The organism is Nonomuraea sp. NPDC048892 (assembly GCF_040649735.1).
GTDB lineage: Bacteria > Actinomycetota > Actinomycetes > Streptosporangiales > Streptosporangiaceae > Nonomuraea > Nonomuraea maheshkhaliensis.
This window is the reverse complement of record NZ_JBEZFZ010000016.1, coordinates 1-25,132: the sequence shown is the minus strand read 5'-3', so window position 1 is coordinate 25,132 and position 25,132 is coordinate 1. Positions and strand designations below refer to the sequence as shown.

At 71.9% G+C, this 25,132-nt stretch carries 24 protein-coding genes; 16 read left to right on the top strand and 8 right to left on the bottom strand.

The window, feature by feature from the left end:
* Positions 1–23 precede the first annotated feature (23 nt).
* The gene (locus tag AB0C28_RS37905; protein WP_358080319.1) at positions 24–869 is read left to right on the top strand and encodes an FAD:protein FMN transferase; all 846 of its coding nucleotides are present in this window, start codon (positions 24–26) and stop codon (positions 867–869) included.
* A 43-nt stretch (positions 870–912) separates the two neighbouring features.
* Here AB0C28_RS37905 and AB0C28_RS37900 read toward each other — a convergent pair whose 3' ends face one another.
* A complete protein-coding gene (locus tag AB0C28_RS37900) occupies positions 913–1,188 on the bottom strand; it encodes a hypothetical protein (RefSeq protein WP_346106100.1) in 276 nt (91 codons plus the stop codon).
* 129 nt (positions 1,189–1,317) lie between these two features.
* On the opposite strand from AB0C28_RS37900, the gene AB0C28_RS37895 reads away from it, so the two are divergent.
* Together AB0C28_RS37895 and AB0C28_RS37890 are read left to right on the top strand one after the other, a co-directional pair.
* Entirely contained in the window at positions 1,318–1,698 is a 381-nt protein-coding gene (locus tag AB0C28_RS37895) for a phage holin family protein (RefSeq protein ID WP_357848311.1), read from the top strand.
* A gap of 7 nt (positions 1,699–1,705) precedes the next feature.
* Positions 1,706–3,199 carry an aromatic amino acid ammonia-lyase gene (locus AB0C28_RS37890; RefSeq protein WP_357848313.1) on the top strand — a complete coding sequence of 498 codons (1,494 nt, stop codon included), beginning with the start codon at positions 1,706–1,708 and terminating at the stop codon, positions 3,197–3,199.
* Between the two features lie 56 nt (positions 3,200–3,255).
* Here AB0C28_RS37890 and AB0C28_RS37885 read toward each other — a convergent pair whose 3' ends face one another.
* Positions 3,256–4,248, bottom strand: a complete 993-nt coding sequence (locus AB0C28_RS37885) for a LacI family DNA-binding transcriptional regulator (protein WP_357848315.1) — start codon at positions 4,246–4,248, stop codon at positions 3,256–3,258.
* 204 nt (positions 4,249–4,452) lie between these two features.
* On the opposite strand from AB0C28_RS37885, the gene AB0C28_RS37880 reads away from it, so the two are divergent.
* Both AB0C28_RS37880 and AB0C28_RS37875 read left to right on the top strand, forming a co-directional pair.
* On the top strand, positions 4,453–5,448 hold the full coding sequence (locus tag AB0C28_RS37880; protein WP_358080318.1) for an amidohydrolase: 996 nt from the start codon (positions 4,453–4,455) through the stop codon (positions 5,446–5,448).
* On the top strand, positions 5,445–5,990 hold the full coding sequence (locus tag AB0C28_RS37875; protein WP_357848319.1) for a cysteine dioxygenase family protein: 546 nt from the start codon (positions 5,445–5,447) through the stop codon (positions 5,988–5,990). Before AB0C28_RS37880 ends, AB0C28_RS37875 begins: the two co-directional genes overlap by 4 nt.
* Positions 5,991–6,002: 12 nt before the next feature.
* On the opposite strand, the gene AB0C28_RS37870 is transcribed toward AB0C28_RS37875, so the two are convergent.
* Positions 6,003–6,665 (bottom strand): hypothetical protein, encoded by a 663-nt coding sequence (locus AB0C28_RS37870; RefSeq protein ID WP_357848321.1) that lies wholly within the window; start codon positions 6,663–6,665, stop codon positions 6,003–6,005.
* A 19-nt stretch (positions 6,666–6,684) separates the two neighbouring features.
* Positions 6,685–7,857 carry an MFS transporter gene (locus AB0C28_RS37865; RefSeq protein ID WP_357848323.1) on the bottom strand — a complete coding sequence of 391 codons (1,173 nt, stop codon included), beginning with the start codon at positions 7,855–7,857 and terminating at the stop codon, positions 6,685–6,687.
* Between the two features lie 80 nt (positions 7,858–7,937).
* Here AB0C28_RS37865 and AB0C28_RS37860 point away from each other — a divergent pair, with 80 nt between their 5' ends.
* Positions 7,938–8,915, top strand: coding sequence for a LacI family DNA-binding transcriptional regulator (locus AB0C28_RS37860; protein WP_358080405.1), 978 nt, complete (start codon positions 7,938–7,940; stop codon positions 8,913–8,915).
* 75 nt (positions 8,916–8,990) lie between these two features.
* Here the strand turns inward: AB0C28_RS37860 and AB0C28_RS37855 are convergent, their stop codons facing one another.
* Positions 8,991–10,187 carry an MFS transporter gene (locus AB0C28_RS37855; RefSeq protein WP_358080317.1) on the bottom strand — a complete coding sequence of 399 codons (1,197 nt, stop codon included), beginning with the start codon at positions 10,185–10,187 and terminating at the stop codon, positions 8,991–8,993.
* Positions 10,188–10,247: 60 nt separating this feature from the next.
* Between AB0C28_RS37855 and AB0C28_RS37850 the strand changes: the two genes are divergently transcribed.
* From AB0C28_RS37850 to AB0C28_RS37810, 9 genes are all read left to right on the top strand, one after another.
* On the top strand, positions 10,248–11,222 hold the full coding sequence (locus tag AB0C28_RS37850; RefSeq protein ID WP_357848328.1) for a winged helix-turn-helix domain-containing protein: 975 nt from the start codon (positions 10,248–10,250) through the stop codon (positions 11,220–11,222).
* A gap of 73 nt (positions 11,223–11,295) precedes the next feature.
* Positions 11,296–12,261 (top strand): sugar-binding domain-containing protein, encoded by a 966-nt coding sequence (locus tag AB0C28_RS37845; protein WP_357848330.1) that lies wholly within the window; start codon positions 11,296–11,298, stop codon positions 12,259–12,261.
* A 125-nt stretch (positions 12,262–12,386) separates the two neighbouring features.
* A complete protein-coding gene (locus AB0C28_RS37840; protein ID WP_358080316.1) occupies positions 12,387–13,481 on the top strand; it encodes a sugar ABC transporter substrate-binding protein in 1,095 nt (364 codons plus the stop codon).
* Positions 13,482–13,490: 9 nt separating this feature from the next.
* Entirely contained in the window at positions 13,491–14,249 is a 759-nt protein-coding gene (locus tag AB0C28_RS37835) for an ATP-binding cassette domain-containing protein (protein WP_357848334.1), read from the top strand.
* On the top strand, positions 14,246–15,478 hold the full coding sequence (locus AB0C28_RS37830) for a sugar ABC transporter permease (RefSeq protein ID WP_358080315.1): 1,233 nt from the start codon (positions 14,246–14,248) through the stop codon (positions 15,476–15,478). The genes AB0C28_RS37835 and AB0C28_RS37830 overlap by 4 nt, the downstream gene beginning before the upstream one ends.
* Positions 15,478–16,953 carry an FGGY-family carbohydrate kinase gene (locus tag AB0C28_RS37825; RefSeq protein WP_357848338.1) on the top strand — a complete coding sequence of 492 codons (1,476 nt, stop codon included), beginning with the start codon at positions 15,478–15,480 and terminating at the stop codon, positions 16,951–16,953. The genes AB0C28_RS37830 and AB0C28_RS37825 overlap by 1 nt, the downstream gene beginning before the upstream one ends.
* Positions 16,950–18,485, top strand: a complete 1,536-nt coding sequence (locus AB0C28_RS37820) for an FGGY family carbohydrate kinase (RefSeq protein WP_358080314.1) — start codon at positions 16,950–16,952, stop codon at positions 18,483–18,485. Before AB0C28_RS37825 ends, AB0C28_RS37820 begins: the two co-directional genes overlap by 4 nt.
* Positions 18,486–18,579: 94 nt before the next feature.
* On the top strand, positions 18,580–19,194 hold the full coding sequence (locus tag AB0C28_RS37815; protein WP_358080313.1) for a histidine phosphatase family protein: 615 nt from the start codon (positions 18,580–18,582) through the stop codon (positions 19,192–19,194).
* A 2-nt stretch (positions 19,195–19,196) separates the two neighbouring features.
* Positions 19,197–20,195 (top strand): 2-hydroxyacid dehydrogenase, encoded by a 999-nt coding sequence (locus AB0C28_RS37810; RefSeq protein ID WP_358080404.1) that lies wholly within the window; start codon positions 19,197–19,199, stop codon positions 20,193–20,195.
* 49 nt (positions 20,196–20,244) lie between these two features.
* Here AB0C28_RS37810 and AB0C28_RS37805 read toward each other — a convergent pair whose 3' ends face one another.
* The 3 genes from AB0C28_RS37805 to AB0C28_RS37795 all read right to left on the bottom strand — a co-directional run bounded on the left by AB0C28_RS37805 (position 20,245) and on the right by AB0C28_RS37795 (position 23,357).
* Positions 20,245–21,105 carry a carbohydrate ABC transporter permease gene (locus AB0C28_RS37805; protein ID WP_346115385.1) on the bottom strand — a complete coding sequence of 287 codons (861 nt, stop codon included), beginning with the start codon at positions 21,103–21,105 and terminating at the stop codon, positions 20,245–20,247.
* Entirely contained in the window at positions 21,102–21,989 is an 888-nt protein-coding gene (locus AB0C28_RS37800; RefSeq protein WP_346115384.1) for a sugar ABC transporter permease, read from the bottom strand. The genes AB0C28_RS37805 and AB0C28_RS37800 overlap by 4 nt, the downstream gene beginning before the upstream one ends.
* 72 nt (positions 21,990–22,061) lie before the next feature.
* Entirely contained in the window at positions 22,062–23,357 is a 1,296-nt protein-coding gene (locus AB0C28_RS37795; RefSeq protein WP_357848347.1) for an extracellular solute-binding protein, read from the bottom strand.
* Positions 23,358–23,893: 536 nt separating this feature from the next.
* Here AB0C28_RS37795 and AB0C28_RS37790 point away from each other — a divergent pair.
* The coding region (locus AB0C28_RS37790; protein WP_358080312.1) for an ABC transporter ATP-binding protein at positions 23,894–25,132 on the top strand (1,239 nt) is incomplete at its 3' end.

Below are 25,132 nucleotides of genomic sequence, written 5' to 3'. Positions count from 1 at the left end.
TGGACGCCGGACAAGGAGGCACGATGACGATCTCTCATGACGCCGGGTCCACGACGACCGCGTCCATAGCGAGTTCCGACGTCGCGGAGCCCGCGACGGTCTTCCCCGGCAGTGCCCGGGTGGAAATGGTCATGGGTATGCCGGTCAGCGTCGACATCCGCACGGCCCTGCCGGCCCGCGAGCTGATCCCCCTCCTCAACGACGCGTTCGCCTGGCTGCGCTGGGTGGACGACACCTTCAGCCCGGTCAAGGAGGACAGCCAGATCGGCCGCCTCAACAGCGGCCGCACCATCAGGCAGATTCCGGAACTGGTCGAGGTCCTGCACCGCTGCGACGAGCTCAGCGAGGCCACCGAGGGCTACTTCGAGGCCCGCATCAACGGCGTGATCGACCCGTCAGGCTACATCAAGGGCTGGGCTCTCGAACGGCTCTCCCGCGCTCTGTCCAACGCCGGCGCCGGCGACCACCGCATCACCGCGGGCAACGACATCAGGGTGCGCGGCTCGGCCAGCCCCGGCATGCGCTGGCGCGTCGGCGTGCGTGACCCGCGCGACGGCGTCGTCCGCAAGGTCGTCTGCGCCCACGACCTCGGCATCGCCACCTCGGGCGGCGCGCCGGTGGTCAACCCGCGCACCGGCGAGGTCCAGGACGGGCTCCGCGCGGTCACGGTCATCGGCCCCGATCTCGGCCTGGCCGACGCCTACGCCACCGCCATCTTCGCCATGGGGCCCATGCCCGGGCGCCGCTTCGCCGCCGACCTGGCCCGCTCGGGGCCGTACGAGACGATGATCGTCCTTCCGGACGGGCAGGAGGTGACGACGCCCGGCTTCGCCGACCACGGCGGCGCACAATCCCGCCTGGCCGGCTGACCGCCCGCGCGTACGCCACCGGGGATCTCGGGACGCGGGAGAGTCAAGCGTCGGGATGCTTGCGCAGATAGTCGATGTAAATCGGCCGCAGCGCCTCGCCCAGCTTGCCCTCGCCGGCCGCGAGCGCGTCGCTGAGGAGCGCCGAGACCTTGCTGAGGTCGTTGGCGCTCTCGTTGGGGTGACCGCTGGCGGCCTCGGCGGCCGGGATCACCTTCAGCAGCTCCCACAGAAACCCCAGGTCCCCGTGGCGTACGGCGTAGCGCACCGCCCGATCGTGCAACTCGGCGGCCGGCATCGTCTCAAGCCCGTTGGCGTCCATCTCACTCCTCCCCTGCAGCCTCTTCCCCGATGGACCCACCATAACCAGCGACTACGCACGGTAACCGATGGGCATCGTAGTGACGGCACCCCTATCGAGCGGCGAGCTCCAGTGGGAGGATCATCCAGCGTGAGATTCATCATCAGAACCATCGCAGCGGCAGTGGCCCTGTGGGTGGCCATCCAGTTCATCGACGGCATCGACGTGAACGCCCCCACCAACACGGCCAGATACTGGGGCGTCCTGCTGCTCGTGGCCTTGATCTTCGGCCTCATCAACGCGATCGTCAAACCCATCGTGAAGGCGCTCGGCTGCGCGATCATCGTCTTGACGCTGGGCCTGTTCCTGCTCGTCATCAACGCGGCCATGCTGCTGCTGACGAGCTGGATCGCGGGCGAGCTCGACATTCCCTTCCACGTCGACAACTTCTATCCGGCCGCGTTCTGGGGCGCGGTCATCATCAGCGTCGTCAGCTGGCTGCTCGGCCTGTTCATCCCCGACAACGACTGATCCTCCAGTGGAGCTCGACGGCGCCGGCCTGACCTGCGCGAAGGTCCACCAGGCCGGATACGACGGCGCCCGGGTCACGATCGCCTCCCTCGATCGGGCCCGGGCCGCGTGGGCCGTCGCGCAGGGGCTGACCGGCCCGGTGTACGGCAGGAGCACCGGGGTGGGCGCCAACAGGGACGTGGTGATGGAGGGCGCGGGGCTCGACCTGCTGCGCAGCCACGTGTGCGGGGCCGGGCCGCCGATCGAGCCGGCCAGGGCCAGGGCGATGCTCGTGGTCCGGCTCAACCAGCTGCTCGCGGGTGGCTCCGGCGTGGACCCGGCCGTCTGCCGGGCGCTGGCGTACGCGATCAACCACGGCTACACCCCGCCGCTGCGTACGTACGGCGCCATCGGCACCGGCGACCTCACCGCCCTGGCCACCACGGCCCTGTGCCTCCACGGCGAACTCCCCTGGCACCACGAACCCCCGGCCCCCACCACCCCGCCCGGCACCCCGCCCGGCACCGCCGGCCCGCCCGAGCCTGTCCATCCCGGAGAGCCCCGCCGGCCCGGCGGGACGGCCGGCCCTTCCGCGTCCGGCTGGGATGGCGGGGCGCGGCATCACACGCCTGGCCGGCCCGGTGAGGCGCGGCATCAGACGCCCTCCGAGCCGCCGCACCATGCCTTCGCCTCCGGTGACGCGCTGCCGTTCATCAGCTCGGGGGCCGCGACGCTCGCCGACGCGGCCATCGCCTGCCACCGGCTGCGCCGGCTCCTCGACGCCGCCATCGACGTGGCCGCGCTGTCGTTCACCGCCGTGGACGCCTCCGCCGAGCCGCTGGCCGCCGTCGTCCAGGAGGCCCGCCCGCATCCCGGTCAGGCCGTCGTGGCCGCACGGCTGCGCGGGCTGCTCGCCCACGAGCCGACCACCCGCGTCCAGGACCCGTACGGCTACCGTGCCTTCGCCCAGGTGCACGGCGCGGCCATGGACGCGCTCGACCGCGCCACCACCACGGTGGAGATCGACCTGAACGCCTCCACCGAGAACCCGCTCTTCGCCGAGGGCCTGGCCTGGCACAACGGCAACTTCCACGCCGCTCCCGTGGCGCTGGCCCTGGACGCGCTGCGGGCCGCGCTCGTGCAGACGGCCCAGCTCAGCACGGCCCGCCTGGCGACCCTCATGGACCCCGCCTACACCGGCCACCTGCCGTTCCTGGCCGACCGCCCGGGGGCCTCGGGGGTGCTGATCCTGGAGTACGTGGCCCAGGACGCCCTGGCCGAGCTGCGTCACCTGGCGAACCCGGTGACGACGGGCACGGCGGTGATCTCGCGTAGCGCGGAGGACCACGCCGGTTTCGCCACGCAGGCCGCCCGGCACGCGCTGCGCTGCCTGGAGCCGCTGGAGATCGTGCTGGCCTGCGAGCGTACGGCCGCCACCCGCGCCCTGCACGCCTCGGCCCCCGACCGCCCCCTCACCGCCGACCTGGAGACCTCCCGCCAGGCCCTGACCCGCCACCTCTGACCCGCCACCTCTGACCGGCCACCTCTGACCGGCCCAGCGGGTTTCGGAGCGGAGGGTCAGGAGGTCAGGCGGGTGACCGAGCCCCGTTCGCGCAGTGTCGGGGTCTGCATGACGCGCCGCCGGCGGGTGCCGCCGTCGGCCGCCGCCGAGATGAGCCGGACCGCCGCGCGGACGATGCCGTCGATGTCCCAGTCGACGGTGGTGAGCCCCGGCGTGAGCAGGCCCGACATCGGATGGTCGTCGTAGCCCATGACGGAGACGTCGTCGGGCACCGCCAACCCCAGCTCCTGCGCCGCCGCGTAGACCCCGTAGGCGATCGAGTCGGCGAAGCAGAAGACGGCGCTCGGCCGCTCGCGGGTCAGCAGCTCGCGGGCCGCCGCAGTGGCTCCGGCCAGCCCGTGGGGCGCGGTGGCGACCTCGATGTCGAGCCCCAGCCGGTCGGCCTCGGCCGTGACGTGTACGTCGGCGGGCCGGTCGGGCGTGCTGGCCCCGGTGGAGGTCAGGACGGAGATGCGCCGGTGACCGGAGGCGCGCAGGTGCTCAAGGGCGAGCGTCACCCCGCGCCGGTTGTCGAAGACGACCTCGCCCGCCGTGCCGGCGATGGAGTCGCCGATCGCGACCACCGGCACCGACTCGCACAACTCGGACCAGAACGCCGCCGCCGGATCGATCGACTGCACGATCAGCCCGTCGACACGCTGGTCACGCAGTTGCTGGGCCAGCGCCCGCTCCCTGGCCGGATCGCCGACCGCGTCGAGGATCAGCGCGTAACGGTCCTTCTCCCGCAGGCTCCGGCTGATGCCGACGGCCAGCGCCTGCTGCCACAGGTCCTCAAGGGAGCCGCAGAGCAGGCCGATCATCCCGGTGCGTCCGCTGGCCAGCGCCCTGGCGATGGGGTCGGCCTCGTAGCCGAGCTCGGCGGCCGCCGCGCGCACCCGCTCCATGGTCTCCTCCGACACCTGCAGTCCGCGTAGCGCGTAGGAGACGGCCGCCGGTGACAGGCCGGTGGCCTGGGCCACCTCACGAATGGTGGCTCTCTTGCGAGGCATTACGCCAGCTTATTGCGTGGCACCGACAGAAGCCGATTTCCCGTCACCCGGCTGTCGGGTTTCCGAGCTGGGCCGGCCGTTGACAAGACCCTTGTGAAGCGGTTCACTGAACCGTATCAGTGAAACGGTTCACCTCCAAAGCGACACAGCGTAGAGCGTTTACATGTATTGTGAGTAGGAAATAGCGGGAGAGGGGAGGCTGCCATGAGCATCGACGTGCATCAGCACCTGTGGACCAGCACGTTCGTCGATGCTCTGCGCGCCCGTACCAAGCCGCCCTACCTCGACGGCTGGACGCTCATCCTCGACGGCGAGCCCCCGTACGAGGTCGATCCGGTCGATCACGAGCACCGCGACACCACCGGGCTGGAGCTGGCGCTGGTGTCGCTGTCGAGCCCGCTCGGCATCGAGTTCCTGCCGCCCGAGGAGTGCTGGCCGCTGATCGACGCCCACCACGACGGCGGCCTGTCGCTGGGCGACCCCTTCGGGGTGTGGGCGGCCACCTGCCACAGCGAGCCCGACCCCGACCGCCTGGCCAAGGACCTCGACCGCGGCCTGGCCGGCCTGCAGATCCCGGCCACCGCGACGCCCGACGACCGGCTCCTCGAAGTGCTGACCGCCAGGGACCTGCCGCTGTTCGTGCATCCCGGCCCGGCCCCCGCACCGGCCTTCGCGTCGGCGGGGACGCCGTCGTGGTGGCCCGCGCTGGTGCCGTACGTGCAGCAGATGCACGCCTCGTGGCACTACTTCCACGCCGTCGTCCGGCCGCGCCATCCCCGGCTGCGGGTCTGCTTCGCGCTGCTCGCCGGGCTGGCGCCGCTGCACTCCGAGCGCCTGATCGCCCGTGGCGGCGGGGGGCGCGGCCTGGTGGACCGCGACTTCTTCGTGGAGACCTCCTCGTACGGGCCGCGCGCGATCGACGCGATCGTCCGCGAACTCGGCATCGACGTCGTCGTCAACGGCTCCGACGCCCCCTACGCCACCGCCCCCGACCCCGGCCTCGGCGCGGCCGCCGCCCACGCCATCAGGACCGTCAACCCAGCCCGCTTGCTTGGCGAGGGAGTGCCGTCGTCTGGAGGACCGGAGGGAGCGCAGCGACCGGAGCGGGGGAAGACGGCGGCATCTGGCGACCGAGCCCGCCGCCCGCAGGGCGGCAAATCAGACGCTGACAGCAAACGCGAAGGGAGACTCCGTAAGTGAGCACCACCACTGACCAGATCCAGGGCGGGAGTACCTGTGCGGGGCTCCCTGAGCGCACTCTCGACCGTCGCGAGCTGCGCGACCTGGTGAACGACCTGGCCGCGCACCCCGAGGAGTGGCGTGACCAGGTGGACTTCCCCGCCGACGGCGGACGTCACTACGCCTCGCTCTACCGCGACGCCTACGTGGACGTCTGGCTGCTGTGCTGGCGTCCCGAGGACGACACGGGCTGGCACGACCACGACATCTCCTCGGGCGCCGTGCACGTGGTGCGGGGCGCGCTGCGGGAGTGCAACCCGCGGATCGGCGGCGAACATCTGGAGACGGTGGTGCCGGCGGGGGAGTCGTTCTCGTTCGGGCCCGACCACATCCATCGGCTGACGGGCGCGGTGGACGAGAGCGTGTCGATCCACGCCTACTCGCCGCCGCTGTGGCGGCTGGGGCAGTACTCGATCGACGGGACCGGCGTCATGCGCCGCGTCTCGGTCAGTTACGCCGACGAGCTGCGCCCGATGGACGACCCGATCGGCTCGGTGGCCTGAGGTTTTGCCGCTCTACCGCTCGCGATGGGGCGGCAGCAGGACGCAGCAGCTGCCGCAGGGCTCCACGTCGGGCAGGGTGATCCACAGGCAGCAGGTCCTGCGGAAGTAGTCGTCGCCGGCGGGCTCGATGAGCCCGTCGACGGGCCGGCCGAGCTCGTGCAGCAGTCTCATGTAGTCGCCGGGCACGATCGAGGTCAGCGGGTGGGCGATCGCCTCCGCCGTGGAGCCCCACAGCGTGCGCTCGCCCACCTTGGCCAGGGCTCCGATGGCCTCGACGAGGGGCCGCTGCGACTCCTCCAGCGCTCCGGAGATCGCGGCGGCGCCGGCGTCCCAGCGCACGCGCGTAGCCGCGATCGTGACCCCGGCGCCGGACTCCTTGAACCACGTGTCGGCCAGGCGCATGATCGGCACCCGCCCGTCGAGCGCCCAGCCGAGCGCCATCGGCAGCGTGTGCCAGTAGCTGTAGGTCTTCCAGAACAGCGCCGCGCCGACGTGCCGTGGCGCGTTCCAGCGCGCGGCGGTGTCGTCGATGAGCCGCCCGAGCAGCGGATACGGCTCCCGCAGCAGCTCTTCGGCCCGGGTCCAGCTCTCGTCGGGCGAGATGACCAGGCCGGGCTCCACGCCGAGCACCCCGCCGCGCGAGTCGGCGAGCCGCTGGAGCGTCTCGGTCAGCACGCTGCGTCTCCCGGGAAGGCTAGGGGGCGGACCTGATCAACGTACCAGGGCGTCCGGCGAACCAGCCGGCCACGAGCTGCACCCCGACCACCCCGAGTCCCACGACGAGGGGCATCGTCCAGGACCCCGACACCTGCCGCAGAAACCCGAACAGCAGCGGCCCCAGCGCGGCGATCACGTACCCGACCGACTGGGCCACGGCCGACAGCGCGGTCACCTCTGTGGGGTCGGCCGGGCGCAGCGCGATGATCAGCAGGGCCAGCGCGAACGAGGCCCCCTGGCCGATCCCGAGCACGATCATCCACAACCACGGCACGGTGGTCGGGGCCAGCAGCACGCCCAGGTACCCGAGGACGGTCAGCACGCCTGCGCCCATCACGTACGGCACCTGCGAGGCGCGCCGCCCGGCCAGTACGGGCACCGCCAGGGAGGTGCCGACCTGGACCAGGTTCGTCAGGCTGAGCAGGTAGCCGGCCTGGTCGGCGGCGAGGCCGGCTTCGAGGTAGATCGTCGGCAGCCAGGCGAGCATGACGTAGAAGGTCAGGGACTGCAGGCCCATGAGGGCGGTGACGTACCAGGTGACGCGGCTGCGCAGCACCGCGCCGAAGGGGCGGGGGCCGTTCTGCCCGCCGGGCCGCCCGCGCAGCGCCTGCGGCAGCCAGAGCAGCGCCGCCAGCAGAGCGGGGACGGCCAGGAGCGCGGAGACGCCGCGCCAGCCGTACCCGGTGGTGTGCTCGATCGGGACCACGAGAGCGGACGCGGCCGCGGCGCCGGCCACCACGCACGAGACGTAGACGCCGGTCATCAGGTTGATCCGGTCGGGGAAGTGCTGTTTGACGATGCCGGGCATGGAGACGTTCATGACCGCGATGGCCGTGGCGGCCAGGGCCGAGCCGAGGTAGAGCACGGGCGCACCGTCAAGGCCGCGTAGCGCCAAGCCGGCCGCGATGACCAGCAGCCCGGCCAGCAGCGTGCGGTCGAGCCCCACGCGGCGGGCGAGCACCGGCGTGAGCGGCCCGAACACCCCGAGGCAGACCACCATGACCGTGGTGATCGCGCCGCCACCGGCGGGGGTGAGGCCCACGTCGTCCATGATCTCGTCGAGGAGCGGCGAGAGCCCCGCGATGGCCGGTCGCAGGTTGAGCGCGGCCAGGGCGAACCCCGCCACGAGCAGAGCGGATCTGAACGACATAGAGGACCACTCTCGCATAACCTGTTGACAACGTTGTCTATCGGCCCTGATTAGGGAATGATCCAGGCGTGAGACCGACGATGAAGGACGTGGCCTCGGCGGCGGGCGTGGCGCTCAAAACCGTCTCGCGCGTCGTGAACGGCGAGCCGGGCGTGCATCCGGAGACGGCCGAGCGGGTGCGGGCGGCCATCGACCGGCTGGGCTACAGCCGCAACGAGAGCGCTCGGGTGCTGCGCAGGGGCACGACCGCCACGATCGGGCTGGTCATCGAGGACGTGGCGGACCCGTTCTACGCGGGGCTGAGCCGGGCGGTGGAGACCGTGGTGATCGACCACGGCTGCCTGCTGCTGAGCGGGTCGTCCGGGGAGCAGCCCGGCAGGGAGCGCGAGCTGGTCGAGACCTTCTGCGCGCGCCGCGTGGACGGGCTGATCATGGTGCCGGCCGGGGACGACCACACGTACCTGCGGCCCGAGCTGGAGGCGGGCACGCCCGTGGTGTTCGCCGACCGGCCGCCGGGAGCGGGCATCGACGTGGACACCGTGCTCAGCGACAACGTGGGCGGCGCCAGGCAGGCGGTGCGCCACCTGCTGAGCCACGGTCATCGCAGGATCGCCTTCCTCGGCGACGATCCGGCGATCTTCACCGCGGCCGGGCGGCTGCAGGGCTACAAGGAGGAGCTGGGCGGGCTCTTCGACCAGCGGCTGGTCTCGATGCGGACGCCCACGCCCGAGGCGGTGCGGGCGGCCGTGGACCACATGTTCGACCTGGACGACCCGCCGACGGCGCTGTTCACCGGCAACGGCCGCTGCACCGTCACCACCCTGCGGGTGCTGGACGGGCGGCGGCCCGCGCTGGTGGGGTTCGACGACTTCGAGCTGGCCGACCTGCTCGACCCGGGGGTGAGCGTGGTGGCGCAGGATCCGTCCTGGATGGGGCGGGTCGCGGCCGAGCTGCTGTTCCGCCGCCTGCGCGGCGACACGGGACCGTCGGAGCACATCGAGCTCCCGGTACGCCTCATCCCGCGCGGCTCGGGCGAACTCACCCCCGGAGACCTGTAGAGACCCGCACGAGCGCCGACCGGCGCCACCGCACAGGCGTCGCGCACGGGCTTCAGGCCGGGAGCCGCACCGGCGCTAAGCGGGGAGCCGTGCGGGCTCGGCTGCCGGGCGCAGGACGCGGGCCAGGGCGAGCGCGACCACCACCCCCGCCGCCCCCGACAGGGCGATGGCCTGCCCGGGCGCGACCACCTCGCCCAGCACGCCCACCACCGCGGCCCCCGCCGCCTGCCCCGTCATCAGCCCGGCGGACTGCAGCCCGAACGCCTGCCCCCGCACCTCCTCGGGCACCGCGTCCACGAACCGCCGCTGCAACCCGAGCTGGTACGACAGCCCGGCCGCCCCGATCGCCGCCAGCACGGCCGCCCAGGCGACCCCGGGCGAGAGCGCGAACGCCAGCCAGGGCACCCCCAGCAGCACCGCCAGCGGCAACGACAGCCGCTCCCGCAGTCCGGGGGCCGCGAACCGCCCCACGGCGAACTCGCCGGCCGCCATCCCGCAGGCCGCCACCGCGAGCACCACTCCCGCCTGTCCCTGCCCGCCCATGTACGGCACCACCATGGCCTCGGCCCCCGCCAGGCACACGCACGGCAGCCAGCCGGCCAGCAGCAGCCCGCGCACCCGGCCGTCGGCCAGCAGCCGCCGGTTGACCCGCAGCGTCTGCCGGACCGCGCCACGCCGGGCCCCGCCCCGCGCCGCCCGGTACGGCAGCCCGAACCGCAGCACCAGCGCGGCCACCACCGACAGCCCTGCCGTGACCGCGAGCGCGCCGCCCGGCCCGGCGAAGGCGAGGAACGCGCCCCCGGCCGCCAGCCCGACGACCTGCGCACTGGCCGAGGCCACGTTGAGCATCGAGCGCCCGAGCACGAACGCGTCCCCCGGCAGCACCTCGGGCAACATCGCGGCCCGCGCCGCGAAGAACACCGGCGAGAACACCCCCGTGACCAGCACCAGCGCCAGCATCGCCCAGACCGGCAGCCCGGCGTAGGCCAGCAGCAGGCACGTGACGGCCCTGATCAGCTCGCCCGCCACCATCAGCGCCCGCGGCGCCAGGCGGTCGGCCAGCGAGAGCAGGAACAGCCCGCCCACGATGAACGGCAGCCACCCGGCCATGTACGCCGCCGCCGACAGCCCGGGTGAGCCGGTCCGCGTGTAGACCAGCACCGACAGGGCCAGCATCTTGATCGAGTCTCCGCCGACCAGCAGCACGAAGCTGCCGAACAGCACCCGGAACTCCCTGACGGCGAACACCTCGCCGAACGTCGCACCCTTCACAAGGCCCGATGGTGCTGGCCCCCTCCCATCCGACGCGACTTATTCGGATATAACCGAAACATGGTGACGATTGACGTCGTACCTCAGGACGTGATGGCGAGCAGGTTCGCGATCTCACCGCTCATCGAGACCATGCACTCCCAGTGGGTGCTGGCCGGCCGCTACCCCGCCGGCGCCAACGGCCCGTGGGCGGCGCGGTGGCGCGAGACGTACCACGGGCTCGTACGGGAGCATCCCGTGCTGCGGGCGGCGGCCACGATCAGCGGCAACAGGGGAGACGCCAACGTCGACTTCATCGCGCCCCCGCCGACGGCCGTGGACGTGCCGTTCGAGACGGAACTGGCGGCCATGCGCGCGACGCCGCTGGAGACCGCGCACGGCGAGATCCGGCAGGCGCTGGCCGGCCGGCCGCCCGTGGCGGACTGGATCAGGGAGCTGCTGCTGGGGCCCGAGGTGGTGTGGCTGTTCGCGGCGGCGTACGAGGCGTTGTGGCGCGAGATCCTCTCCCACGAATGGCCCCGCTTCCGCGCGGTGCTCCAGCGCGACGTGGCGCAGCGGGCGGGGCGACTGGCCGCGTACGGCTGGCAGGCGGCCCTTGAGGACCTGCGCCCGAACGTGCGCTGGCACCGCAGCGGCCGGATCGAGGTCAAGCTGACCAGCAGGGGCGGGACCCACCGGCTCGACGGCAAGGGCCTGCTGTTCCTGCCGTCGGCGTTCATGAGCACCATCGGCTGCTATCTGGAGGACGCCTGGCCGTACGCGCTGGTCTACCCCGCCAGAGGCATCGCAGCCGCTCCCCCCACGCCTGACGCGGACCTGGCGGCGCTGATCGGCCGCAGCCGGGCCCGCATCCTCGCCGAGCTGGCCGAGCCGGCGACCACCACCCAGCTCGCCGCCCTGCTCGGGCAGAGCCTGGGCACCACGGGCGGCCATCTCGCGGCGCTGCGCAGGACGGGCGTGATCGCGGGCACCCGCGTCGGCCGGAGCGTCCTGTACGCGCGCACCCCTCTGGGCGAGGCCTTGATCAACGGCTAGCCTGGGCACGCAGGTATAGTCATTGGGCATCAGTTCTGCAACTTTGTTCACAAGCCGTATCAGGAGCGCGCGCATGAATGCCGCCGACGTCGCCCCCGAGGCACAGCCGAGGTTCCCTCCCGAGCTGATGTACGCGGCGGCCCAGCAGTACTACATGGAGGACGCCACCCAGGGCGACATCGCCGGGCGCCTGGGCGTCAGCAGGGCGACCGTGAGCCGGCTGCTCACCGAGGCGCGCAAGCAGGGCATCGTCGAGATCAAGGTGCACCGGCCGGCCGCGCTGGCGGAGGGCCCGCTGGCCGACGAGGTGGCGCAGGCACTCGGGCTGGAGCGCGTCTACCTCGTCCCCAAGGTCAACGGCCCCACCCTGGGTCCGTGGCTGGCTCCCGGCGTGACCCGCGCGCTGGCCGCCGTCGGCCTGGAGTCGGGCGACGTCGTGCTCGTCTCCTCGGGCACCACGGTGTACGAGTGCGCCCGCGAGGGCCTGGGCCAGTATCCGGGCGTCACGATCGCCCCCGCCGTGGGCGGCCAGGAGGAGCCGCAGCCCTGGTTCCAGACCAACGAGACCACCCGCATCCTGGCCGAACGCTCGGGCGGCGTGCCCGCCTACCTCTACGCCCCCGCGCTGCCCGGCCCCGAGCTGTTCTACTCGCTGCAGCACGAGCCGTCCGTACGCCGGGTGATGGACCTGTGGGCGCACGCCAAGTGCGCGATCGTGGGCGTCGGCTCGGCCCCACTGATGCGGCAGATGGTGCCCTCCCTCATGCCGCGTGACGCCGAGAGCCTGCGCCAGGCCGTGGGCGACGTCTGCATGCGCATCTACGACCGTGACGGGGCCCCGGTGACCTATCCGGGCAGCGAGCGCCTGGTCGCCGCGAAGCCGGAGGACCTGCGCCGCATCCCCCACACGATCGCCGTCGCCGTCGGCGCGGAGAAGGTGCTCTCGATCGTCGCGGGAGCCAGGGGCGGCTACTTCAACCAGCTCGTCACGGACACCCCGACCGCGGAGGGCCTGCTCGCGGCAGCTCACCAGCTCTGAACACTTTTGCTGGACAAAGTTTCTGAACGCGCGCTAACGTGAGCCGCACCACGGGACATGCCCTCCCGTGAGGGCGTGTCCCCGTCTCGGGGGCCAGCGAGCGTCAAAGAACCTAAGGAACACCCGTGAACAGAGCTAAGATGCGGACCTCCGCGTTCGCCGTGGCAGCAGTGCTCGCAAGCTCGGTGCTGGCCGCGTGCGGCGCAAGCTCCGGCGGCAGCGGCGGGAGCACCACCGCCGGCGGTGGCGGCGACCTGCAGAACGCCAAGGTCGCCTTCCTCATGCCCGACCTCGCCTCGACCCGATACGAGCTGCAGGACAAGCCGCTGTTCGAGGCCAAGATGAAGCAGCTCTGCCCGACCTGCGAGGTCATCTACCAGAACGCCGACTCCGACGCGGCCAAGCAGCAGCAACAGGCCAATTCCGCGCTCGCCCAGGGCGTCAAGGCGATCGTGATCGACCCGGTCGACTCCGCCGCCGCGGCCACCATCGTCAAGTCGGCCCAGGCACAGCAGGTGCCGATCATCGCCTACGACCGGCCCATCCCGGCCACGCCCGCCGACTACTACATCTCGTTCGACAACGAGAAGATCGGCTCGCTGATCGCCCAGTCCCTCGTGGACCACCTCAAGGCTGAGAAGGCCGAGGGCGGCATCCTCCAGGTCAACGGCTCCCCGACCGACGCGGCGGCCCAGCTGATCAAGAAGGGCATCCACAGCGCGGTCGACCCGAGCGGGTTCAAGCTGCTCGCCGAGTACGACACCCCCGACTGGCAGCCGGAGAAGGCCCAGACCTGGGTCAGCGGCCAGATCACCCAGTTCAAGGACCAGATCGTCGGCGTGGTCGCGGCCAACGACGGCACCGGCGGCGGGGCGATCGCCGCGTTCAAGGCCGCGGGCGTGAAGGTGCCGCCGGTCACCGGCAACGACGCCGAGATCGCCGCCGCGCAGCGCATCATCAACGGCGACCAGTACAACACGATCTCCAAGCCCATCAAGATCGTCGCCGAGGCTTCGGCCAACGTGGCCTGGGAATTCATGCAGGGCAAGAAGCCCGCCGGCAAGACCACGCTCTACGAGACGCCCTCCGAGCTGTTCGTCCCCACGGTCGTGACCAAGGAGAACACCAAGGAAGTGCTGTTCGACAGCGGCATCATGAAGGCCGCCGACGTGTGTACGGGCGCGTACGCCAAGGGCTGCGAAGAGCTCGGCATCAAGTAGGAGCATCCGATGACCGTCCTGTCGCTGCGCGGCATCAACAAGACCTTCGGCGCCGTAGCCGCGCTCACCGACATCGAGCTCGACGTCGCGGCCGGCCAGGTCGTCGCCGTCGTGGGCGACAACGGCGCGGGCAAGTCCACGCTGGTCAAAATCCTGTCGGGGGTGCATCCGCCCGACTCGGGCACGATCACGTTCGAGGGCCGTGAGGTGGAGATCCCGACGCCGGCCGCCGCCCACAAGCTCGGCATCGCCACCGTCTTCCAGGACCTGGCGCTCTGCGAGAACCTCGACGTGATCCAGAACCTCTTCCTCGGACAGGAGATCCGCCCGCTCCGGCTGAACGACGTGGCCATGGAGACCCGCTCGTGGGAACTGCTGCGCCAGCTCTCCGCCAAGATCCCGAGCGTGCGGGTGCCGGTGGCGGCCCTGTCGGGCGGCCAGCGGCAGACGGTGGCCATCGCCAGGTCGCTGCTGGGCGACCCGAAGGTCATCATCCTCGACGAGCCCACCGCCGCGCTCGGCGTGGCCCAGACGGCCGAGGTGCTCAACCTGGTCGAGCGGCTGCGTGAGAACGGGCTGGGCGTCATCATGATCAGCCACAACATGGCGGACGTGAAGGCCGTCGCCGACACCGTGGCGGTGCTGCGGCTCGGCCGCAACAACGGGGTGTTCGCGGTGGACCAGGTCTCCACCGAGGACATCATCGCCGCCATCACCGGTGCCACGGACAACGTGGTGTCCCGCCGCAACCAGAGGGGGCAGCAGTGAGCGCCGTGACCACCGACCGCCAGGACGAGCGGTTGAAGAACCGTGACGGATGGCGCGGCGCGATCACCGACGTGGTCGAGCGGGCCCGTGGCGGCGATCTGGGAGTCATCCCGGTCGTCGTCGGGCTCATCGTCATCTGGTCGGTGTTCCAGGCGCTCAACCCGATCTTCCTGTCCAGCGCGAACCTGGTGAACCTCACCCTCGAATCGGCCGCCGTCGGCGTGATCGCGCTCGGCATCGTGTGCGTGCTGCTGGTGGGCCAGATCGACCTGTCCGTCGGCTCGGTCAGCGGGCTGTCGGGCGCGGTGCTGGCCGTGCTGTTCGTGAGCGAGGGGCTGCCGGTCTGGGTGGCCGTCCTGGCCTCGGTCCTCATGGGCGCGGTCATCGGCTGGCTGTACGGGCAGCTGTTCAACCGGTTCGGGGTGCCCAGCTTCGTCATCACGCTGGCCGGCCTGCTCGCCTTCCTCGGGCTCCAGCTGTACGTGCTGGGCACCAAGGGGTCGATCAACCTGCCGTTCGACTCGGGGCTGGTGAACTTCGCCCAGCTCGACTTCGTCCCGGCCCCGCTGTCGTACGCGTTCGCCGTGATCGCCTCCGCCTGGCTGTTCCTCAGCGGCTACCTGCACGCCCAGGAGCGGCGCAAGGCCGGGCTGTCGGCCAAGAGCCTGTCGACGCTGGTCGTCAGGAGCGTGGCGCTGCTGGTGGTGCTGGCCTTCGTGGTCTGGTACCTGGGCCAGACGCGCGGCGTGGGCTGGATGTTCGTCTTCTTCGTGGCGCTCGTGCTGATCATGCACTACCTGCTGTCGCGGACGAAGTGGGGCCGCGCGGTCTACGCCGTGGGCGGCAACGTGGAGGCCGCGCGCCGGGCCGGCATCAACGTCAAGGCGATCTTCACCTCCGTGTTCGTGCTCTGCTCGACGTTCGCCGCGGTCGGCGGCATCCTGGCCGCGGCCCGGCTGGCGGCGGCCAACCAGAGCAGCGGCGCGGGCGACGTCAACCTCAACGCCATCGCGGCGGCCGTGATCGGCGGGACGAGCCTGTTCGGCGGGCGCGGCACCGCGTTCGGCGCGCTGCTCGGGATCATCGTCATCCAGTCCATCTCCAGCGGCCTGACCCTGCTCAACCTCGACTCCTCGATCAGGTTCGTGGTCACGGGAGCCGTGCTGCTGCTCGCCGTGATCGTCGACTCCGTCTCACGCCGGTCGCGAACGTCCCACGGCAGGGCCTGATGGCGATCATCTGCGTGGACGCGGGCACGACGGTCATCAAGGCCGTCGGGTACGACTCCTCCGGCGCGGAGACGGCCGTGGCCCGGCGCGAGACCGTCGTGTCCAGGCCCGCTCCCGGCCACGCCGAGCAGGACATGGGCGCGGTCTGGGACGCGGTCACGGCCACCGTGCGCGAGGTCGCCGCCCAGGTGGGCGGCGCCGACCTGGTGGCGGTCACGGCCCAGGGCGACGGCTGCTGGCTGGTGGACGCCGCCGGCCGGCCGACCGGCCCCGCGATCCTCTGGAACGACGCCAGGGCCGCCTCGTACGTGGACGCCTGGACGCGCGACGGGCTGGCCGAGGCCGCCTTCCGGCGCAACGGCTCCGCCGCGGCCTCCGGGCTCCCGCACGCCATCCTCACCTGGCTGCGCGCCCACGACCCCGACCGGCTCGCCCGCTCTCATGCGAACCTGACCTGCGGCGGCTGGATCTTCTCCCGGCTCACCGGCGAGGTGGTGGCCGACGAGTCCGACGCGTCGGCGCCGTTCATGGACCTGCGGACGCGGGCCTACGCGCCGGAGCTGCTGGCCATGTTCGGCCTGGAGCAGGCCGAACGGCTGCTGCCCCCGGTCCGGCCGTGCCCGGTCGCCGAGCTGACCCGCGAGGCCGCCGCCGCGCTCGGCCTGGCCGCGGGGACGCCGGTCGTCATGGCCCCGTACGACATCGCCTCGACCGCGCTGGGCTCGGGAGCGGTGTCGGCGGGGCAGGCGTGCGGCATCCTCGGCACCACGCTGTGCACCGAGGTCGTCGTGGACGCCCCCGACCTGGACGGCGCGCCGACCGGCATCACCATCGCGCTGCCCGGCGGCTACCTGCGGGCCTTCCCCACGTTCGCCGGCACCGAGGTGGTGCAGTGGACGTGCCGCCTGCTCGGGCTGGGCGGCCCGGCCGACCTGGGCGAGCTGGCGCTGGAGAGCGAGCCGGGGGCGGGCGGGCTGGCGTTCCTGCCTTACCTGTCGCCCGCCGGTGAGCGGGCGCCCTTCTCCGACCCGCTGGCCAGGGGATCGCTGCTCGGCATGTCGTTCGAGCACGGCCGCGAGCACGTCGCCAGGGCCGTGCTGGAGGGGCTCACCATGGTCATCCGCGACTGCCTCACCGCCACCGGAGCCGCGCCCACGGAGCTGCGGGTGTGCGGAGGCGGCTCGGCCAGCGCCACCTGGCTCGCGCTCATCGCCGACGTCACCGGGCTGCCCGTGCGGCGCTCGGCCGACACCGAGGTGGGGGCGCGCGGGGCCTACCTGGTCGGGCTGGCCGCCACGGGCGCCGCGCCGTCCATCGCCGCGGCGGCCGGGCAGCACGTACGGCTGCGCGAGGCGGTCGAGCCCGACCCCGCGCGGCGAGCCTTCTACGACCGGCTGTTCGCGGACTTCCTGACCTTGCGCGCGAACAACGCGGGCACCTGGCCGCTGCTCGGCGCGATGAGAGGCCGTACATGAGCGTGTGGATCGGCATCGACCTCGGCACGCAGAGCGTGCGCGCCCTGGCCGTCACCGGCGAAGGGCGGGTAGTGGGCGCCGCGAGCCGCCCCCTGACCAGCCACCGCGACGGCCCCCGCCACGAGCAGGACCCCGAGCAGTGGTGGCGCGAGCTGGCCGCGGCGACCCGCGAGGCGCTGCGCGGCGTGCCGGCCGGCGAGCGGGTCGAGGGCGTCGCGGTGGACGCGACCTCTGGAACGATCCTCCTCACCGACCCCTCGGGCCGGGCTCTCACCCCTGCCCTCATGTACGACGACCGCCGCGCCGACGCGGACCGGGCGAACGAGGCGGGCGCGGCCGTGTGGGAACGGCTCGGCTACCGGCGCATGCAGCCCAACTGGGGGCTGCCGAAGCTGCTGTGGCTGCTGCCCGGCGCTCCCGCCGGCGCCCGCCTGGCCCACCAGAGCGACTTCGTCAACCGCCGTCTGGTGGGGCGCGAGGTGGCCACCGACATGAGCAACGCGCTCAAGACCGGTGTCGATCTGATCGGCGAGCGCTGGCCGGCGGAGGTGTTCGACGCGCTCGGGGTGCCCGCGGAGATGCTGCCCGACGTCGTACGTCCTGGCGCCCGCCTGGGCGAGGTGTGCGCGGCGGCGGCCGAGGAGACCGGCCTGCCCGAGGGCACCCCGGTGATCGCCGGCACCACGGACGGCTGCGCGGCCCAGCTCGGCGCGGGCGCGCGGCAGGTGGGCAGCTGGAACTCGGTGCTGGGCACGACGCTGGTGCTCAAGGGGGTCACGAAGGAGCTGATCCACGACCCGCTGGGCGTCGTGTACTCCCACCGCGCCCCCGACGGCTCGTGGCTGCCCGGCGGGGCGTCCAGCACGGGCGCGGGCGTCCTGACCCGCGACCTGCCCGGCCGCGACCTCGACGCCCTGAGCGCCCAGGCCGCCACCCGCTACGGTCCCCAGCCCCACCACACGACCCGCCGCCCGTCCGGCCGCGCCGCGAACCCGGGCGTCCCCGGCGCGAGCTCCCCAGGCGCGGGTGTCTCGGGCGCGAGCCTCCCGAGCGGGCCGCCGGTCGTCACCTATCCGCTCGTCTCGCGGGGTGAGCGGTTCCCCTTCGCCGCGCCGGACGCCGAGTCGTTCACGCTCGGGGAGCCGGCCGACGACGTCGAGCGGTACGCCGCGATCCTGCTCGGGGCGGCCTTCGTCGAGCGGCTCTGCTTCGACTACCTCGACCTGCTCGGCGCCCCGGTGGACGGCGAGATCATCCTGACCGGCGGGGCCACCAGGAGCGCGTACTGGACCCAGCTCAGGGCTGACGTCCTGGAGCGCCCGGTGACGCTGCGGGAGAACGCCGAGCCCGCGCTGGGCATGGCCGTGCTGGCGGGCGGCGACCCGGCCCGCATGATCAGGACCCGGGCCGTGGTCGAGCCGTCAGGGGCCTCGCTGGGCGAGGCGTACGTGCGTTTCGTCACCGAGCTGGAGCGGCGCGGCTGGCTCGACCCCGAGGCCGCCGCACACGCCCGCGAGCGGGCCACCCCATGACCGGCCCCACGACCGGCCCCATGACCGGCCCCACGACCGGCCCTATGACCGGCCTCACGACCGGGGCCACGCTCGTCCGCGAGAGGACCCCCTCATGACCGACCTCGTGCTCGTCCGTCACGGCGAGACCGTCTGGCACGCCGAGAACCGCTACGCGGGCATCAGCGACATCGAGCTGACCCCGCGCGGCCACGAGCAGGCCGCTCAGCTCGCCGGATGGGCCGCGGGCGCGGGCCTGGCCGCCGTGTGGGCCTCCACGCTCGGCCGGGCCCGCATCACCGCGCAGGCCGCCGCCGACCGGGCCGGACTGCCGGTACGGACCGACGCCCGGCTCCGCGAGCTGGACTTCGGCCAGGGCGAGGGCCTCACCTCGGCCGAGATGGCGGCCCGCTTCCCCAAGGCCCGCGCCGCTTTCGAGGCCGACCCCGCCGCGAACCCGCTGCCGAACGGCGAGGACCCGCACGAGGCCGCCGCCCGCTTCGCCGGCGCGCTGCACGACATCGCCGCAGCGCATCCCGGCGGACGCGTCCTGGTGGTCGCGCACACGACGGCCATCAGGCTGAGCCTGTGCCGGCTCATCGGGGTGCCGCTCGGCGAGTATCGGCGGCTGTTCCCGCGCCTGGACAACTGCGCCCTGACCGAGCTGCGCCTGAAGGCCGGCCGGGTGGCGCTGCTGCAGTACAACTCCCCGATTGGAGCCGTTCGTTGACCATCCGGATCCTTGCCGCCGGCGATCACTTCGTCCGCAACAGCCTGTTCGGCGACGCTCTCAGACGCGAGGTCCCCGGTGAGGTGGACATCAGCGAGCTGACGCTGCCGTGGCCGGTGCAGCCGTTCGGCCGGGTGGGGGAGGTGGACGAGGCCTCCGACGTGGAGGACGAGCTGATCGAGGCGCTGCGCGGCGTCGAGGTGTGCGTGACCCAGATGGCGCCGCTGACCAAGCGCGTCCTGGACTCCTCCCCCGACCTGCGGCTGTTCTGCGTGAGCCGGGGCGGCCCGGTCAACGCCAACCTGGAGGCCGCCGCTCAGGCGGGGGTCGCGGTGACGTACGCGCCCGGCCGCAACGCCGTCGCCACCGCCGAGCACACCCTGGCGATGCTGCTGGCCGCCACCCGCCGCATCCCGCAGACCCACGCGGACCTCGCGGGCGGCGTGTGGCGGGGCGACTACTACACCTACGACAACGTCGGCCCCGAGCTGGACGGCAGCACCGTCGGCCTGGTCGGCTACGGTGCGATCGGCCGCCGCGTGGCCCGCATGCTGGAGGGCTTCGGCGCGGAGGTGCTCGTGCACGACCCGTACGTGGACGTGCCCGGCAAGGTGGAACTGCCCGAGCTGCTGCGGCGCTCCCGGTTCGTGTCCCTGCACGCCCGCGCCACCCCCGAGACGGCCGGCATGATCGGCGCCGCCGAGCTGGCCGCCATGCCCAGGGGCTCGGTCCTGGTCAACTGCGCCAGGGGCGCGCTGCTCGACTACGACGCCCTGTGCGACGCCCTCGACTCCGGCCACCTGTTCGGCGCGGCGACCGACGTCTTCCCCGAGGAGCCCATCCCGGCGGGCTCCCGCCTGCTCACCACGCCGAACCTGGTCATGACCCCGCACCTGGCCGGGGCCAGCAAGGAGACCGCCATGAAGGCCGCCTCGATCGTGGCCGCGGACGTGGCCCGCTACGTACGCGGCGAGCCACTCGCCCATCTCGCGACCCCCTGAAGGGGCCCGGACAGGGGGGCGGCGGGGGCGCTCGGGGGTCGCTGTGGGGTCACCCTTTGAGTGCCCCCGCCATCAGCCCGCGCATGAAGAACCGGCCCAGCACCACGTAGATCACCATCGTGGGGATCGACGCCAGGATGGCCGCCGCCATCTGCTGGCTGTACGGGGTGGCCTGCGCCCCCGCGATGTTGTTCAGCATCACGGTCGTGGGCCAGCTCGTCGGCCCGGTCAGGAAGACGGCGAACAGGAAGTCGTTCCAGAGCGAGGTGAACTGCCAGATGATGACCACGGCGATGGCCGGCGCGGACACCGGCAGCACCACCGACCAGTACGCCCGCAACATCCCGGCCCCGTCGACCCGCGAGGCCTCGATCAGCTCGTCGGGGATGGTCACGTAGTAGTTGCGGAAGATCAGCGTGCAGATCGGGATGCCGTAAACGACGTGCGCCAGCACCAGGCCGGGGATGCCGCCGTAGAAGACGCCCTGCAGCCCGGCCTGCTCGTCCACCCACACCAGCAGCTGCACCAGCGGGATCATCACCCCCTGGTACGGGATGAACATGCCGAACAGGAACAGCGTGAACAGCACGTCCGCCCCGGGGAAGCGCCACTTGGACAGCACGTAGCCGTTCATGGAGCCCAGCGCGCACGACAGCAGGGACCCGGGCACCGCCAGCAGCACGCTGTTCCACAGCCCGGGGGCCAGCTTCTCCCAGGCCACCCGCCACGCCTCGGTCGTCCACGTCTGCGGCAGGTTCCACGCCTGGCCCGGATCGGCCTCGGTGAGCGGCTTGAAGCTGGTCACCAGCAGCACGTAGATCGGGATGAGGAAGACGAACACGAACAGGATCAGCAGGCCGAACTTCGTCCAGCCGAACACCGCCGCCCTGCGCCCGGCCACCGCCGTCATGATCGCCTCTCCTTACGCACCGACCAGACCAGGTACGGGATCACGAAGATCGCCACGCTGAGCACGATGTAGGAGGCGATCGTGGCCCCCTTCGCCGGGTCGTTCGAGTCGAACACCGCCACCCACATGAACACGGCGGGCACGTCCGTGATGATCTGCTTGCCGGACACCGCCACGATGAGGTCGAAGACCTTGAGCGAGATGTGCCCCAGGATGATCAGCGCGGAGAGCGTGACCGGCCTGAGCAGGGGCAGCACCACGTGCCGGTAGACGCCCCACTCGGTGCAGCCGTCCACCCGCGCGGCCTCGCGCAGTTCCTCGGGCACGCCGCGGAACCCCGCCAGGAAGAGTGCCATGACATATCCGGACATCTGCCAGATGGCCGGAAGCGCCATCGCGGCCATCCCCCAGTCCGGGTCCCGGAACCACTGCCACTGCGGCAGCCCGATCCAGTCGAACAGCCGGTTGAGCCCGACCGCCCGCTCCCCGGTGCCGGAGTTCATCAGCCACCGCCACACGATCCCCGTCGCCACGAACGAGATGGCCATCGGGAACAGGTAGATCGCGCGGAAGGTGCCCTCGCCCCTGACGCCCTTCTCCATGAGGAACGCCAGCAGCCACCCGAGCAGCAGCGCCCCCAGGACGAACACGACCGTGAACATGATCGCGTGGTTCACCGACAGGTGCCACCGGGGCAGATCCCAGATGTCGACGAAGTTCTGCAGCCCGACGAACTTCCCCTCGGACACGGCATCGTGCTGGTCGGTCATGGCGACCCGGAAGTTCCAGCCGAGCATGCCGTACACGAAGACGCCGATCAGCACGATCGACGGCGTGACGAGGAGGAGTCCGGGCAGCCACGTACGCGCCCGCCTCACAAGCATTCCCTCTCACGGATGCGGCAGGCGCGCACCGGCGCCCGCCGCATCCTGCAGTGATCCTGCGGTTTCACCGACTTACTGGGCGTTGGCCGTGGCCGCGTCCGCCAGGCCCTGCTGCAGGGCCTTGATGTCCTTGCTGCCGATGAACAGCCCGACCGCCTCGTTGATCGCGGCCAGCCACGGCTGGTTCACCGCCACGCCGTGCTGGATGGAGCCGGCCAGCTTGTTGCTGGACCAGTCCTTCAGCGCGTCGCCCAGGTAGTCGGTGTAGAGCGCCTGGTCGGCGTCCTTGCGGGCGGGGATGGAGCCCTTCTTCGGGTTGAAGGCGTCCTGCCCCTCCTTGCTGGCCGCGACCTTGAGCCAGGCCAGCGCACCCTCCCGGTTCTTGGCGCCCTTGGGCAGCGTGAAGCTGTCGGACAGCCACAGGTACGTGCCCTCGGTGCCGGGAGCCGGCGCCCAGTCGAAGTCGGTCTTCGACGTCTTGCCCAGCCCGCCCTCCGGCGGGTTGTGGAAGTAGCCGTACGCCCAGTCGCCCATGATGTTGAACGCCGCGTCGCCGTCGGCCACCTGCTTGGCGGCCGGCTGCCAGTCGTCCTGCGGGTCGCCCGCGTACGACAGGATCTTGGCGAAGTTCTCCAGCGCCTTCGTCACCTCGGGGCTGTTCCAATTGGCGCCCGGCTTGAACAGCGCGTTGTAGGCGTCAGTGCCGAGAGATCCGAGCAGCACGCTCTCCATCAGGTGGGTGACCGTCCACTCCGACCCGATGGACAGCGGGACCTTGCCCTTGGCCTTGACCTTCTCCAGCGCCGCGATGAACTCCTCGATCGTCTTCGGCGCCGCGGCCACCCCCGCGTCCTTGAGCACGGCCGGGTTGAACCACAGCACGTTGGAGCGGTGGATGTTCACCGGCACGGAGTAGATCTTGCCCTCGACGCTGATCTGCTCGACGAGCTGCGCGGGGAAGGCGTCCTTCAGCTTCAGCTCGTCGTAGAGGGAGGTCAGGTCCTCAAGGTTGCCTGCCTTGATGTAGCCCTGCAACTCGGCGCCCGCGTGTCCCTGGAAGGTGTCGGGCGGGGTGCTGGCCTGCAACTTCGACTGCAGCAACGCCTTGGCCTTGTCACCCGAGCCGCCGGCCACCGCCGCGTCGAAGAAGGTGTAGTTCGGATTCTTCTCCTCGAATATCTTCCGCATGGCCTGGAGGCCGTCGGCCTCGCCGGGGCCCGTCCACCACGAGAAGACCTCAACCTGCTGTTTGCCGCCGCTCGCCGCGGGCGACTGTCCGGTCGCGGTGCTGCCGCCTCCGCCGCCGCAGGCAGCCAGGCCCAGCACGCTCACCATCGTGATCGATACGGCCGCTAACCACCGTCGCATCCCCACACCATCCCTTCGAAGCCCCCCGAAGTCGGTGATTTTGACAACGTTGTCAACAACGGCTATCAACCCACTTCCGGCAGCCGTGCGTCAAGGGATGAGCGGTAACAGCTCCGCATATTCCGGCCTCAGCGCGAAGAAAGGGCGGGGCCTTGAGAAAGAGGGGGGCCGGATGAAAGGGCGGGCTCGAGCCCTGCGCGGCCCGAGCCCGCTGTCACGCGCCCGGGGCCGGACCCCCACCCCTCCGAGAAGATCCGGCCCCGTGCGGACGCGTGACGTCCCCGACCGATCGGCCGCGACGCCCCCGACGCGAGGGGCGAGGAACGCGCGGTGCGGTCGATCACACGTAGAACGGTAGATGTGCAGAGAGCCGCGGCACATGCGCTGACATGGCCATTCGACGATGTAAGCGCGACAGGCGCAGCCATGTGTAGATAAGTGCGCAGGCCATGGAACGGCGTTCGTCCATACGACGATCTGTGTATGCAAACCCTTGTGCGTACGTGAAAGCCCGTGCCGGCGGGAACACTCACGACATGGCTGATGAGCCGCTCGAACTCGGCGAGATCTCCTTCTCCGACTGGTACGCCCACATGGACAAGCTCGCCGAGGTGGGCTTCCTCACCATCGCCCGCCGGTTGCCCGCGCTCGTCGGCCAGGCGATGCGCACCGCCTGGCGGGCCAGCCCGCGCGACACCGTGGCGACGATCTCGCTCAACCTCCTGACCGGGGTGTTCACCGCCTTCGGCCTGCTGGCCACCACGGGGGTGCTGACCGCGCTGTTCAGCCAGGGCCCGACCCCCGACCGCGTCATGGCCGCGCTGCCCAGCCTGGCGCTGGTGGCGGGCGCGGCGGTGCTGCGCACGGCGGCGCAGGCGGGCGCGGGCTGGGCGCAGGCCCGCCTCACCCCGCAGGTGAGCCGGCTGACGGAAGAGCGCCTGTACGGCCTCACCAGCCGCGTCGACCTGGTGGCCTACGACGACCCCGACTTCCACGACGCGCTGCAGCGCGCCAGGCTGCGCGGGGTGGCCATGGCCGACGCGGTGGTCCGCAGCGCCATCGACCTGGTCACCGCCGCCGTCGGCATCGCCGCCGTGGCGGGCGTGCTGGGCGTGCTGCACCCGGTGCTGCTGCCGCTCCTGCTGCTGGCCGTACTGCCCGACGCCTGGGCGCTGGTCCGCAGCGCCAAGATGCGTTACGCCACCCTCTACGCCCTCATCCCCGTGCACCGCCGCAAGTGGATCGTGGCCGAACTGCTGGCCGACCGCGAACCTGCCGCAGAGGTGCGCTCGTTCACGATGCGCGGCTTCCTGCTGCGCGTGTACGACGCCGTCGCCCGCGCCGAGCAGGACGTCATGCTGCGCCTGGCCCGGCGGCAGATGACGGCCAGGCTGGTGGGCGAGGCGCTCGGCGGTCTAGGCGCCGCCCTGGTCTACGTCGCGCTCGGCATCCTGCTCGCCGTCGCCGCGATCCCGCTGGCGGTGGCCGGCACCGCGGTCCTCGCCATCCGCTCGGCCCAGAACTCCCTGGGCAATCTGGTGTACGCCACGAACGAGCTCTACGAGGAGGGTCTCTACTTCACCGACTTCGTCACGTTCTGCGAGGACGCGGAGGAACGGCTGACCGGCCCCAGGCCGTTGCCCGTCCCCGACTCCTTCGAGCGCATCACCGCCGAGGACATCACCTTCACCTACCCGGGAGCCGAGTCCCCGGCGCTCAGTGGTGTCTCGGTCGAGATCAAGCAGGGCGAGGTGATCGCGTTCGTGGGTGAGAAC